The organism is Brevibacillus halotolerans (assembly GCF_026891775.1).
In the GTDB taxonomy this organism is placed as follows: Bacteria; Bacillota; Bacilli; order Brevibacillales; family Brevibacillaceae; genus Brevibacillus_B; species Brevibacillus_B halotolerans.
This window is the reverse complement of the sequence record NZ_JAPTNK010000030.1, coordinates 1-12668: the sequence shown is the minus strand read 5'-3', so window position 1 is coordinate 12668 and position 12668 is coordinate 1. Positions and strand designations below refer to the sequence as shown.

Sequence of the window (12668 nt, the reverse complement as noted above, 5' to 3'; positions counted from 1 at the left end):
CCTTACGATCCGTATACGTGCATCAAAGTAGATTCTGGCGCTGGATATGGTGCCTGCTCAGCGTATTCCGTCGCTTCATCTACAATTGCTTGCACTTCGTTAGATAGAGCCAACTCTGACTCATCCGTTAAGAGGCCTGCCTCTTTTAAATATTGGGCAAAGGTGATGATGGGGTCTTGTTTTTTCGCTTCGTCCACTTCTCCACGATCGCGGTATACACGATCGTCATCATCACTTGAATGAGGTACGAGACGATAGGTTACGGCTTCGACTAAGGTAGGTCCTTCTCCAGCCTTTGCTCGATCAACCGCTTCTTTCATGACACGATACACTTCAATAGGGTCGTTACCATCTACGCTAACCCCTGGGAATCCATAACCAACTGCACGGTCAGCCACGCTTTCGCAGGCCAATTGCTTTTTCAAGGGAACGGAAATGGCATATTTATTATTTTCGCAGAAGAAAATAACCGGCAATTTATGCACCCCTGCAAAGTTAGCCCCTTCATGGAAATCACCTTGGTTGCTAGACCCTTCGCCAAAAGAGGTGAAAACTGCATGATTCTCACCTGTCATTCTACCTGCTAAGGCAATTCCAACAGCATGTGGCACCTGTGTCGTAACGGGACTCGATCCTGTTAAAATTCGGTACTTCTTCCCGCCAAAATGACCAGGCATTTGACGCCCACCACTGTTAGGATCTTCAGCCTTTGCAAAAGCTGACAGCAACGTATCACGAGCTGTTTGCCCAAAGACCATAACCGCTCCAAAATCACGATAGTACGGGCATAAATAATCTTTTTCTTTATCAAAGGCAAAAGCAGCCCCAACCTGAGCGGCTTCCTGTCCTTGGCAGGAAATAACGAATGGAACTTTACCAGCTCGGTTTAACAGCCAAAGGCGCTCATCCACTTTTCTTGCCAAGAGCATGTAGCGATACATGTCCAGCACTTGCTCATCGGTTAAACCTACAGCCTGATGACGATTCTTTGTCATAAGGTTTCCTCCCTGCATTTAAGAATGAATAGCCAGATTGTCAACATCCAGAGCCGCTTCCGCAAAGGCTTCCGACAATGTCGGGTGCGGATGAATGGTATGGGCGATCTCCCATGGGGTCGCATCCAATACACGCGCTAATGCTCCTTCTGAAATCATTTCAGTAACATGCGGCCCAATCATGTGTACACCAAGTACATCATTGGTTTGTTCATCGACAACTAATTTTACAAATCCATCGTTTTCTCCAAAAACTAATGCTTTTCCTAGTGATTTAAAACTAAATTTGCCTGTTTTAACGCGATAACCCTGTTGTTTCGCTTCTGCTTCACTTAAGCCTACACTTGCTACTTCGGGACGGCTATAGGTGCATTTGGCTACCTTTGCCGGATCAAGTGTCTCTACTGGTCGATTATTCATATGCTCAACGGCCAAAATTCCTTCGTGAGCAGCTACGTGAGCCAATTGAATTCCACCAATCACGTCTCCTACTGCATAGATATGCGGTTCAGCCGTTTGATAGGTAGAATTAACTGCAATATGCCCCTGATCTACCTTAATTTCAGTGGCTTCTATGCCTAAATTATCTACATTAGCTTGACGGCCAACAGACAAGAGCATTTTTTCAGCGATAAAGGTTTGAATTTCTCCCTTTACCTCCGCTTGTACGCTTACCTGACCTTCCGCCACCTGAGCGGTTTCGGACATTACTTTTGCATTTGTCACGATTTTTACTTTTCGTTTTTTAAGTATGCGAGTTAATTCCTTACTGATATCAGCATCCTCTGTTGGCAAAATGCGATCCCCGTACTCGATTACGGTCACATCCACACCAAAGTCGCTTAACAAGGATGCCCATTCCATACCGATAACTCCACCACCAACGATGATCATAGACGCTGGGAGCTGTTCCATTTCCAACGCTTCATCGCTCGTCATTATATGTATTCCATCTATATTTAGGCCAGGTAAAACGCGTGGTCTAGAGCCAGTTGCAATCAATAAGAAGCGAGGAACGATGATTTCTTGTTCACCATCCGTTGTCTCAATGCGCACCGCACCAGCTTGCGGAGAAAATATGCTTGGTCCCATTACGCGACCAAATCCTTGATATATTTTGATTTTTCCTTTGCTCATCAAGTATTCTACGCCTTTATGCAATTGCTCCGTAATCGAGCGTTTGCGCTGTTGTACCAGCCCAAAATCCAGCTCTACATTACCTGTGCGTACCCCATATTTCTCACTTTCCTTGATCGTGGCAAAAACCTCGGCACTACGCAATAATGCTTTGGATGGTATGCATCCGCGGTGTAGGCACGTTCCGCCCATTTTATCCTTTTCGACGATGGCTACCGACATGCCTAATTGTGTGGCACGGATCGCCGCTACATAGCCGCCAATTCCTCCACCAAGCACGACAAGATCAAATTCTTGGGACATGTTCATATCTCCTTTACCCTGTAGTAGCTATGTGTTGCTTTTGCCTTACCGAGACACATTATACCACATTCCATGACCTGGTACTAAAAAAAGAGTTGGATGTGTCAAGAAATGGTCCAACTCCTACTCTTTTCTCATTTGTTCTGCCTTTTTATCTTGGGATTTGGCATAAAGTAGATCGTGTAGGTAGTGCAAGAATCAATTACATTCTTGCACTACCGTACTACCAATGCTTTTTTCAGTCAAGTTGTTCTTACTTTGGTAAGCTTGCTTTTGGATCACGCAAAAACGTTTTACGTGATCTAGCTAGACGAGCAATACGCTCCTCTGCCATGCGATCAGCCGCTTTGTACGTAGGAATATTATCGCGATCTGCAATCTCAAACACGCGGTTCATATTATCGTAAATCGTCTCTACCTTCTTCATAGCACGTTCACGGTTGTAGCCATGCAATTCATCTGCAACGTTAATGACACCACCAGCGTTAATTACATAATCAGGTGCATAGACGATGCCCATTTCCTGGATAATGTCGCCGTGACGTTCTTCTTTTAATTGATTATTAGCCGCTCCAGCAATTACTTTGGCTTTAAATTGTGGAATGGTGTCATCATTGATAATTGCACCTAATGCACATGGAGAGAAGATATCGCACTCAACGCCGAAGATTTCATTGACTCCTACCGCTTTAGCTCCGAAGTCCACAACCGCACGTTGAACATTTTCCGTGTTAATATCCGTTACAATTAGATTTGCGCCTTCTTCATGCAGATAACGGCACAAATTGTAAGCAACATTCCCTACCCCTTGAATAGCAATTGTTTTACCGGAGAGATCATCATGACCAAAGCCGCGTTTTGCTGCTGCCTTCATCCCGCGATACACACCATAGGCTGTTACAGGAGAAGGATTTCCACCAGAACCAAATGCTGGAGATACGCCTGTTACATAGTTAGTTTCTTGATAAATTAAATCCATATCAGCAACAGTTGTTCCTACATCTTCAGCCGTAATATAACGTCCGTTCAAGCCTTGGACAAAACGCCCGAATGCTCGGAATAACTCTTCGCTCTTATCTTTACGAGGATCACCGATAATAACCGCTTTTCCTCCGCCCAAATTAAGTCCTGCTGCCGCAGCTTTATACGTCATACCACGAGACAAGCGAAGTGCATCTTCAATTGCCTCTTCTTCGGAATTATACATCCACATCCGTGTACCACCCAAAGCTGGGCCAAGCGTTGTATCATGAATTGCAATAATTGCTTTTAATCCAGAAGTCTCATCCTGACAAAACACCAATTGTTCGTAATCGTATTTTTGCATATAATCAAAGATTTTCATGAGTAGCCCTCCTGCTGTTTCTATTCCAAAACGATTTTTGGGGTTTGTTTTTCTTTCTATGAATTCGCTTACACAACCTACCTTTTTTCTAAAGCAATAAGCATGCCAACCCACAAGATATTTGTGAACAATCGGTGGAGAGGATGTGAACAACACGTTTCACTTTATCTATGATGAAATATTTTGCACTACTTTGCAATCCTTTGCACGCAAAATTTTGCAGATCTTCACAAACCATCTTGTGGATTCGTTTCCAAAATACCTAGTTTCTCCATTTTGTAATAAAGATTGCGTAAGGATACACCTAACTGCTTAGCTGCTTCTGTTCGATTGCCCTTTGCCTTATGTAACTCTTGTAAAATACATTGTTTCTCCGCCTCTTCGACGGCTTGCTTCAAGGTTCTACTTTTCCTATTAGTTGGTTTCTGATTGACCGCTTCCGTTTGAGAAGCATAAGTTCGTTCCAAGGGTGGCAAATGATGCGGCATGATCTCTATCTCTGTAAATTTCATGTGAATAATAGCCCGTCCCAAAATATTTTCGAGTTCACGAACGTTACCTGGCCAACGGTATCCTTTTAGGACTTCTAGTGTGGATTTGTTGATTTGCTGCACGTGGCGACCATATTCGAGATTAAATTTTTGAAGCAAAAAACTAGCAAGCGCTTCCAAGTCCTCCTGCCGTTGACGCAAAGGTGGTATGTAGATCGGGAGCACATGTAAGCGATAATACAAATCTTCTCGGAATTTGCCAGCTTGTATTGCTGTTTCCATATGAACATGTGTAGCTGCAATAATGCGAACATCGATTGGAATCGCTTTGGTGCCACCAACACGGATAATCTCTTTTTCCTGTAATACGCGTAAAAGCTTAGCCTGCATACCCATTGATAGCTCACCAATTTCATCTAGGAAAATGGTACCGCCACTAGCTTCCTCAAATAGACCGCGCTTGCCTCCACGTTTTGCACCAGTGAAGGCTCCCTCCTCATAACCAAACAGTTCACTCTCTAACAGGGTCTCAGATAAGGATGCACAATTAACCCGAATGAATTGATTGTACTTTCGCGAGCTTCCATTATGAATCGCATGGGCAAACAATTCTTTACCCGTCCCTGATTCACCGCGCAAAATGACCGTAGCTGGAGTCATGGCAGCCAGCTTAGCCTGTTCAATCGCACCCTTCATCGTTTCACTATCCCCGATAATATCATCGAAGGTATACTTTGCTTCCAGAGTGCGGATCAGTCGTTTAGCCGTCTCTAATTCTTCAGATAAGGTCTTAAATTCAGATATATCATGAATAACGCCTACACTGCCACGCAATTCTCCATTAACCAGTACCGGGGCTACGTTTACCACCACATCCTTACGCATTGGCCCTAGTTTCATACGTACACCGCGAACTGGTTTTTTGGTACGCAGCACTTGCATATGCATACTCTCACCTTCAGAAATATCCACAGTAGCTGGCTTGCCTATAACATCCTTGGGTGTCATTCCCGTAATGCGCGTATAGGCTGGGTTAATCAATAGTCCGATCCCATCTCCATCAACAACAGAAATCGCCTCGTCAGAGGAATGTAAAATTCCTTGCAATAAGCTTTGTAATTCTTTTAAATCGGTTACCTCTTCAAGTAAAGATATAATTTCGGTAATATCTCGGAAGACGGAGACAGCCCCGACCACTTCCCCAGCATCATTTCGTACAGGTACTCGATTCGTAATAATACGAGTGTCATTTGTTAAGGCCTGCTCCTGATTAATCTCTGGCTGACCGGATTTAAGTACATAGTGCAAACGTGTATTCGGAATCGTATGCTCCGCACGCGTACCAATCACTTCATTCTTAGACAACCCCATCAGCTTTTCACTAGCTCGATTAAAGATCGTTACCTTCCCCTCTTCATTGACAGCAATAATTGCGTCATGAGTGGAGTTTAGCATGGTATCATACTCTCGTTGCTTCTGACGAAGTGTCTGAATGAGCTTTTCGCGCTCACGAATCAATCTCATGATAATACTCGTAAAGTTACCTGGTATTAAAACCGTTTCAGCACGCTTTTTCTTTAAAATGTCATCATAGGCATGAGGATCGCCAGTTGCTTCTAAAATCAAATCCACATCAGCCAAATAAGGAACATAATCCGTCCCTACCTGTATCCCAAGAGAGTTAGCCACTAGTATACCTGGGGCATCAGCATTGTGGTCGATCACAGCAATCAGCTTTACACCCTCCATCTGCAACAATAAGTGGATTAGTAGTGTACCGCCTTTTCCAGCCCCCACTACAATAACTTTATGCATATAAAACCCACCCCTTTCATTGAGGACTGCTGCTATGGCTGAATCTTCCACCTTACATTTTATCGTATTTTGTAGGTTAGACAAGCATCCCCATATGTTTTATGATGGAAATAAACAAACCTTTACAAAAGGATGTGTCTTGGTTGCTTGGTCAAAGACTGGTTGCGTTGCTCATCATGGTAATTCCCGCTGTCATCGCAGGCTGGGGCTTTAAGATAATGCGCGATACACTCTATCAATACTTTAATCCTGATATCAATCAATTTATGTGGGGGCACTTCACTTTAGGAGCCTTTTTATTTGTTGTGCCTATTGCATTTATTGGAGGCTTTATTTTGCATCATGACCGTAAACGCAATCGCGTTCAACCGCGCTTTATGAAGCGAGATCCCGATGAAGATGATGAGTAAGAAGCTTCGCTATGCATAGGCGGAGCTTTTTTTCCTCCCAATAAATCTAGTTTATGCAAAAGAGGGCGATTTCGGATAAAGGTCGTAAATGAATAACGCTCTGCCAATATATGCAGAAACAGAAACAGTAGAAAAAAAACAATTTTGATGTTCAAGGGAGTAGTACTGATTAACGTGTACCCTAAAATAAATCCAAGATAATTGGAGCCTGTATCTCCTAGCATGACCATACGTTTTGCATCATGATAAAATAAAAGAAGGGTCGCACTTATAATGGGATAAATCATGATCCACGACACTGGTACGCTAAAAAAAGGAGTCGATACTAACACAAGAATAAATAAGCTCAAAAATACCTTACTGGCTCTTCCAGGTCGCAGATCAAATAGGTTTATTAGATTAATCGACAAGGCAAGGAGGATGGTATGAAACAGAATCTCCAGCACATTATCATATAACGCCAGACAAATAATGAGAGAGATATTGCCCCCTGCCCAGGCTTTTAAAAAGCCACTGGTCATTCTTCGTTCAGTAATTAGGATACCGACATGTCCGCGGAATCCCTTAATATGCTTATCGTGCGCGCAGTCATCCTGCCAGCCCAGCGCGGCGATTGCAAAAGAACCACAAAGAAAAAACACCCCCAATTTCCAAGGTAATGCTACAGAAGGCTGAAAGCACCATAATAGCAAGAGCAACAAATAGGTACTGGTAATATAAAAAAATAAAAACCACCCGCAGCCTGTTGGTATCAATTCCTCCTGATAATTTAATCTGACAATCTCATGTTTCTTCAATATTTTAATTCCCCGAAGGAAAAATACATCGTGCAAGATCAGCGGGAGCATGATGGCAATACAGGATAGTAATGGTATGGAGCTATTATTCATCTCTTTTCCACCTCCTGCCGCTTGCGTTGTAAGGTTCGGTACACATGCCAAAACTCTTTGCCCCTATGCAAAAATCCGTGAAGATTGTTTGTTGTATAACGATGTGTGAAATTCACCGGAACTTCTATGATTCGATATCCAGCTCGTAAAATATCAATTGTCATTGCTACCTCAATCCCAAACCCACAATCCACGAAACGGACACAGGAAAACAAATCGCGTCTAAAAGCCCTTTGTCCGGATAAAGGGGCTTGCAGCTTCTGCAGAGTCATCTGTACTATCCCTTGATGGGCCAGCTTTTTAGCTAGTCCAAAGCCAGCCTTACGAGGGGCTTTAGGCAATATAGCTATCGACATATCACAATCTTTTCTGACGACAGGAGTCAGTAATTTATCTACTTCACAGGCGCTCTTTTGTAAATCAGCATCCAAAAACAAAATAATATCACCTGTCGCTTCCTTCCAACCCGCATGCAAAGCAGCTCCCTTGCCAACATTCTTAGGCATGATAATGAGCTGATCCACCCAAGGCCGAGCGATGTCAGCAGTACAATCGATACTCCCATCATCTACTACAATCAACTCATGGATGAACGATGACCCTCTTAATGTAGAAACGGTTTCCTCAATCCAATCCTGCTCATTAAAGGCTGGAATAATCGCGCTAACTCTCATACCATTCCCCTACTAACGTGCGTCCAGAGCATATAGCCAACAGTACGAATGGTTGGATGCATGAATAAAAGCAGAAGAAGTAAGCACAAAGAGCTTGCCACAACAGTAGCCACAGAAGGCTTGTACATTTCTTTTTGCTGAATCAAGTAATGAACGCCCTTTGCGTCAATCAGCTTATGTCCAATGCGAGTACGAATAAGAAAAGTACTAGCCATTCCCTTTCTTCCTTTTTCCAAGAAATCTTGCATGTTGGTATGACTCCCGACTGTAATAATCCGAGTAGCCTGACCTTGATAAGCAACTAGCATAGCTACGTCCTCACTCGTACCAGGAGCGGGTAAGAGCTGATACGACACCCCCAGCCTATCTAACCGACTTCGCCCCGGTGCGATTCCATTTTTATAAGCGTGCAAGATAATGTCTGCTCCAGAAAACAGGGCCCGATCCGATACGCTATCTAAATCACCTATAATAACGTCAGGAATCCATCCACAGCTCAGGATGACATCAGCTCCCCCATCTACCGCAAGCAGAATCGGTCGATACTTCTTTATAAATGAGGATAATGAGTGAAGATCGTCTCGTGCACAGGGCCCACGGTTCACAAGCACAACAAATCGATTCGTAAACGACGCACGGATGCAGACAGATGGAAGTTTCGCTGTAAAAAGGTTTTTTTCTTGTTCCAGAAACGATAGTGTATTTGTTAGAAACTCTATGTAATGTTTTGGCTCGTGATTTATAGCTTGCTGCGCTCTCGTTTTGTAATCTGACATACGAAATGGACGTAGAGCAATCTTGATTAGTTGTTTGGCAGGAAGAGCATGTAAGCAATCATTGATAATTTCGATTTGCTTTCCGTCTAAAAACTCTTGTAAATCTCTTGTAACAGTTGCTGTATGTTCGATCTCATAAAGTATTATGTTCTCTTGTAAAAGAAGGGCTGCTCCTTCTGTCAAAAAATCGCCTGTCAAAAAGGGGGAGAGATTGATAACTGCTTGTACTTGAGATGCAATCAGGTCTTCAGCCGCTGTTACATCCAGATTTTTATGGTCAATCATGGCAATATGCCCTGCCTTTAATCGTTGACACAGCCACTTGGTTTTTGAATCTGTCATGAGGGTTCCCTTAATGTGAACAGAATCGGACTTGCCTTTACGCCATCTCATTATTACTCCACCTCCTATTTCTAGTATGACGTAACCCCTTCTTGATCATGCGTCAATAGGAGAACGTCATTCGAATTGACTTTGGATTCTTACACGAAATAAACATAAAAAAAGAAGCTTTGCAAAAGCAAAAGCTTCTCATGATGAAACCACTTACATTTTACAATTACGCACCTGTTGCGAATTTAAGAATAAGGAAATCGGCGTAGACAAATACTGCTAATGACACCAAGCCAAACGCTGTGGCAAACCTGTTTTTCGCCTTTATGGAACGAAAGACCCCAGCCAAAATAAACAGAGTTATCAGAAACATGGTTACGTCCATAACCCATTGCATCCCAATTCAACCCCTTTGCAAATAATATACCTGTCCAAGAATAGCAAACAATGGCAATTCAATTATATAATGTAGCCAATATTGAAACAAGTCATAACAGCAATTGTGACAAGTAAATTCACAAGTTTCCCACCACTCTATAGATTGGCAACTTTCCTACTTGGTCAACTTTTCTATCTTTTATTTTCCTGCAACCCTTTTGGTTGTATAACCTCTAGCATTTTGTCGCTCCAACTATCAGTCGCATCCCTAGCCTTATACGCTTCCTTTAAGAGTGGATTATGAAAAGGTTAAGCAGATGGTGTTACAAAATGTAGGGATTGCTCTGCTACCTTCACGTTTCGTTCAACAGGAACAGCTACAGGGAACATTAGTTACAATTGATATTTCCCAAGGCACGTTTACCTGGCCTACACTACTCGCCTATCCTGCTGAAAAAGCAAACGATCTGCGTCTCGCATCCTTTATAGATTGGGTGATACAGCATTATGATCACTGATGGGATTGGTAAAAGTTTTTCATTCCTTTTTGACTAATTGACGCCATGTGTTTTGCGGAATTGGGGATGCTATGAAAGACATTTTCAACAGCTAACCATTGAAGAAAGGAAGTGTCATGATGTCCAAGCATAACGGAGTCAAACCTAAGCAAAGCGATAAAAATAACCCCTCACAAACGCGATCTTCCCATACCATGAGCAAGGAATCGCAAGCAAAACCTATTTCCCGATAGCGCTAAAGTGAACCAGTGGAAAGGAGGCTATCTCATGCACATGCTTACATCACAATACAACCAACAAATCAATATGCATAAGCAACAAGCTCAAGCCCATCTCACTCAAGCTCAGGCTCACGAGCACCAAGCTCTGATCCATCGTCAACAGGCTGATTTACATGATAAACAGGCAATGCTTTTAATGCAGTCTTCCCAGCAGATGACTCAAAATTCAGCGGCAATGCCGGTTTATTCTCAGCAACTTATGAACCAAACCATTGACAGGCAACAGCAGGAAAATCAGGTTGCATACAATAACCAAGTTTCAAAGGCTTCTCTAGCTTTTAAAGGCAAGGTTCCAAGCGACGAGGAATTAGCTGCCGGACATAAATCGTTAAGTTAATGATTTGTTCCAAGCTTAAAAAAGTTACCCCCCTTTTACTACTAAGGTTAAAGGGGGGTAACTTTTTACATATCGTCCGTCTAATAAGCAGGTTGTTTCCAACAAAGGATTACATAACAATAAAAACTGGGCACCTTCCTTGTACTCCCATCTTCTTTGAATAAAAAAAGGCCTACCCCCTTTTTTTAAAATGAAACTTTCTGTTCTACTGCCTTGTCTAATAGTGGAACCAAACGATTGGAGCATTTGTTTGAAAGGAGAGAACGATATGCGCGCGCATACTCCCAATCATTCCTCGAAGGAGAGCGATCATCTTTATAAACTTATTGAAGAAAACAAGGAGCAATTGTACAGACTCGCTTACAGTTTTGTAAAAAACAGAGAAGAAGCACTGGATATCGTACAGGAAACGATATATAAAGCTATCGTTTCAATTGATACCCTGAGAAAACCTGAATTTCTCAAATCATGGCTGTATCGTATCGCGATTAATTGCTCTCATAATTCCTTGCGAAAGACGCGAAGAATGGTAGTTATGGACACGAGCATTTTGGAAAATGTTATGCAGCATTCGGATAAAAATCGGGATGATATCTTCGATGTGAGACAGGCACTAGAAAAACTCGATCTAAAATATAAGACAGTAATTATCTTACGATTTTTCGAAGATATGACACTGGAGTCCGTAGCAGAAATCTTGGACGTGCCCTTAAGTACTGTTAAAACGCGTCTCTATCGGGGACTTCAAAAATTAAAAATTGATTTGCAGGAGGTTGAACATCTTGAACAATCAATTAAATGAAGTAAAAAAGAGCTATGAAAGCATCGAAATACCCAAGGAGCTAGATGCTGTAATCCAATCGGCTAAAGCAAAGGCTAATGCAGAATTATCATCACGAAAGAAGGGAGAAAGACCAATGAAAATGAAAACTAACAGAATGGTAATGAAAGGGCTTGGCGGGGTCGCTGCCATGTTTATATTGTTTGGCGTTGCCGTCAACACACTACCGAGCTTTGTTGCTGCTGCAGCACATGTACCGTTTCTAGGAAGCCTTGTAAAGGTATTGCAATTTAATGGCGGGTATGCCGATGGCGGCGAAATAACGGATGGAAGTAGCATCAAGCCAATTACGCTCGTAAAAGAAAAAGATGCCGAGCAAATTGTCATCAACTTTGCCCAAGGTAACGAGGAATTGGGGGAAGCACCAAAAAAAACCGCCCCTGCTTTCAACGTATCCTATCAGGAAAATCCATACACAATGACTTTTACCTTGAATGGCGTAAGATGGTTTGATCAGCAAACCTTTGAGGAACTGAAGAAAAGCGATTTGATAGCAGATGCATACCGGTTGGTTACATTAGACGATTCTTCTGATCGTTTCGTATTTGTCTTTACATCACCAGTGAAATATGAAGTAAAGGAATATTCGGACCCTGCCCAAATCGTATTGAATCTTTCAAAAGATAATCAGGCACAGCTAAAAACTGTATACTCCATCAGAACTGCCGCATATCCACTTGGGGAACAATTTGCTCTCATGGAATATGCCTTGTCTGAGGAAAAAGGAATTCGTGTGTTAAAAGACAGCGAGAATAGGTTTTATATTGAAGTAGGAATGTTAGAAAACATGGAGGCAGCAAAACAAAAAGCTTCGGAAATAAATGAAAAGTACGCGAAAACCTTTAAAGAAGAGTACGGAATTGAATTTAACGTCTTTGTTGAAAAAAGGGGAAAATAAACGTTCCATACTGGACGGAACTGTTCCTTTGAGCCAGAAATAATCGAACACTCCATAAAAAATAGGATGCCGAACTCCCACTCAAATTGGTGACACGGCATCCTATTTCTATTCGTTGCATTATTCGTAACGCAATGCTTCAATTGGATCAAGCTTGGCTGCTTTGTTTGCCGGATAGATTCCAAAGAAGATCCCGATTGCACTAGAGAAGCCAAATGCGATCAGAATACTATCCCAGGATGTAAC

Annotated in this window: 14 protein-coding genes; 5 read left to right on the top strand and 9 right to left on the bottom strand. The window is 42.4% G+C overall.

Annotated elements, in window-relative coordinates; all coding sequences use genetic code 11:
* Positions 1–2 precede the first annotated feature (2 nt).
* The 4 genes from O0550_RS23125 to O0550_RS23110 all read right to left on the bottom strand — a co-directional run bounded on the left by O0550_RS23125 (position 3) and on the right by O0550_RS23110 (position 6086).
* Positions 3–995: a thiamine pyrophosphate-dependent dehydrogenase E1 component subunit alpha gene (locus O0550_RS23125; protein ID WP_003344749.1), complete on the bottom strand. Its 993-nt coding sequence runs from the start codon at positions 993–995 to the stop codon at positions 3–5.
* Positions 996–1013: 18 nt separating this feature from the next.
* Complete coding sequence (gene lpdA, locus O0550_RS23120; protein WP_003344751.1) at positions 1014–2435, bottom strand: dihydrolipoyl dehydrogenase; 1422 nt, start codon at positions 2433–2435, stop codon at positions 1014–1016.
* Between the two features lie 253 nt (positions 2436–2688).
* Entirely contained in the window at positions 2689–3780 is a 1092-nt protein-coding gene (locus O0550_RS23115) for a Glu/Leu/Phe/Val family dehydrogenase (protein WP_003344752.1), read from the bottom strand.
* A gap of 227 nt (positions 3781–4007) precedes the next feature.
* Entirely contained in the window at positions 4008–6086 is a 2079-nt protein-coding gene (locus O0550_RS23110) for a sigma 54-interacting transcriptional regulator (protein ID WP_121473881.1), read from the bottom strand.
* 101 nt (positions 6087–6187) lie between these two features.
* Between O0550_RS23110 and O0550_RS23105 the strand changes: the two genes are divergently transcribed.
* Positions 6188–6496, top strand: a complete 309-nt coding sequence (locus O0550_RS23105) for a DUF2627 domain-containing protein (protein ID WP_003337840.1) — start codon at positions 6188–6190, stop codon at positions 6494–6496.
* On the opposite strand, the gene O0550_RS23100 is transcribed toward O0550_RS23105, so the two are convergent.
* From O0550_RS23100 to O0550_RS23085, 4 genes are all read right to left on the bottom strand, one after another.
* On the bottom strand, positions 6451–7386 hold the full coding sequence (locus tag O0550_RS23100) for an MraY family glycosyltransferase (protein WP_258427316.1): 936 nt from the start codon (positions 7384–7386) through the stop codon (positions 6451–6453). The two genes, O0550_RS23105 and O0550_RS23100, sit on opposite strands and share 46 nt — an antisense overlap.
* Complete coding sequence (locus tag O0550_RS23095; RefSeq protein ID WP_003337843.1) at positions 7383–8060, bottom strand: glycosyltransferase family 2 protein; 678 nt, start codon at positions 8058–8060, stop codon at positions 7383–7385. The genes O0550_RS23100 and O0550_RS23095 overlap by 4 nt, the downstream gene beginning before the upstream one ends.
* Positions 8057–9229 carry a putative cytokinetic ring protein SteA gene (gene steA / locus O0550_RS23090; RefSeq protein ID WP_258427315.1) on the bottom strand — a complete coding sequence of 391 codons (1173 nt, stop codon included), beginning with the start codon at positions 9227–9229 and terminating at the stop codon, positions 8057–8059. The genes O0550_RS23095 and steA overlap by 4 nt, the downstream gene beginning before the upstream one ends.
* 166 nt (positions 9230–9395) lie before the next feature.
* Complete coding sequence (locus O0550_RS23085; protein ID WP_003344759.1) at positions 9396–9566, bottom strand: DUF2759 family protein; 171 nt, start codon at positions 9564–9566, stop codon at positions 9396–9398.
* A 274-nt stretch (positions 9567–9840) separates the two neighbouring features.
* Between O0550_RS23085 and O0550_RS23080 the strand changes: the two genes are divergently transcribed.
* The 4 genes from O0550_RS23080 (at position 9841) to O0550_RS23065 (ending at position 12422) form a co-directional block, all read left to right on the top strand.
* A complete protein-coding gene (locus O0550_RS23080) occupies positions 9841–10065 on the top strand; it encodes a LysR substrate-binding domain-containing protein (RefSeq protein ID WP_003344761.1) in 225 nt (74 codons plus the stop codon).
* Between the two features lie 267 nt (positions 10066–10332).
* Complete coding sequence (locus O0550_RS23075) at positions 10333–10683, top strand: hypothetical protein (protein ID WP_258427314.1); 351 nt, start codon at positions 10333–10335, stop codon at positions 10681–10683.
* Between the two features lie 268 nt (positions 10684–10951).
* Positions 10952–11485 carry a sigma-70 family RNA polymerase sigma factor gene (locus O0550_RS23070; protein WP_258427313.1) on the top strand — a complete coding sequence of 178 codons (534 nt, stop codon included), beginning with the start codon at positions 10952–10954 and terminating at the stop codon, positions 11483–11485.
* Positions 11466–12422, top strand: coding sequence for a hypothetical protein (locus tag O0550_RS23065; RefSeq protein WP_258427312.1), 957 nt, complete (start codon positions 11466–11468; stop codon positions 12420–12422). The genes O0550_RS23070 and O0550_RS23065 overlap by 20 nt, the downstream gene beginning before the upstream one ends.
* Positions 12423–12542: 120 nt before the next feature.
* On the opposite strand, the gene O0550_RS23060 is transcribed toward O0550_RS23065, so the two are convergent.
* Positions 12543–12668: ABC transporter permease (locus O0550_RS23060; protein WP_396125778.1), on the bottom strand; the 126-nt coding region annotated here is incomplete at its 5' end.

Bases quoted from the DNA above. Each gene is read 5' to 3' on its own strand.
- O0550_RS23125 (WP_003344749.1), bottom strand. From the start codon at position 995: ATGACAAAGAATCGTCATCAGGCTGTAGGTTTAACCGATGAGCAAGTG.
- lpdA (WP_003344751.1), bottom strand. From the start codon at position 2,435: ATGTCCCAAGAATTTGATCTTGTCGTGCTTGGTGGAGGAATTGGCGGC.
- O0550_RS23115 (WP_003344752.1), bottom strand. From the start codon at position 3,780: ATGAAAATCTTTGATTATATGCAAAAATACGATTACGAACAATTGGTG.
- O0550_RS23110 (WP_121473881.1), bottom strand. From the start codon at position 6,086: ATGCATAAAGTTATTGTAGTGGGGGCTGGAAAAGGCGGTACACTACTA.
- O0550_RS23105 (WP_003337840.1), top strand. From the start codon at position 6,188: ATGATGGAAATAAACAAACCTTTACAAAAGGATGTGTCTTGGTTGCTT.
- O0550_RS23100 (WP_258427316.1), bottom strand. From the start codon at position 7,386: ATGAATAATAGCTCCATACCATTACTATCCTGTATTGCCATCATGCTC.
- O0550_RS23095 (WP_003337843.1), bottom strand. From the start codon at position 8,060: ATGAGAGTTAGCGCGATTATTCCAGCCTTTAATGAGCAGGATTGGATT.
- steA (WP_258427315.1), bottom strand. From the start codon at position 9,229: ATGAGATGGCGTAAAGGCAAGTCCGATTCTGTTCACATTAAGGGAACC.
- O0550_RS23085 (WP_003344759.1), bottom strand. From the start codon at position 9,566: ATGCAATGGGTTATGGACGTAACCATGTTTCTGATAACTCTGTTTATT.
- O0550_RS23075 (WP_258427314.1), top strand. From the start codon at position 10,333: ATGCACATGCTTACATCACAATACAACCAACAAATCAATATGCATAAG.
- O0550_RS23070 (WP_258427313.1), top strand. From the start codon at position 10,952: ATGCGCGCGCATACTCCCAATCATTCCTCGAAGGAGAGCGATCATCTT.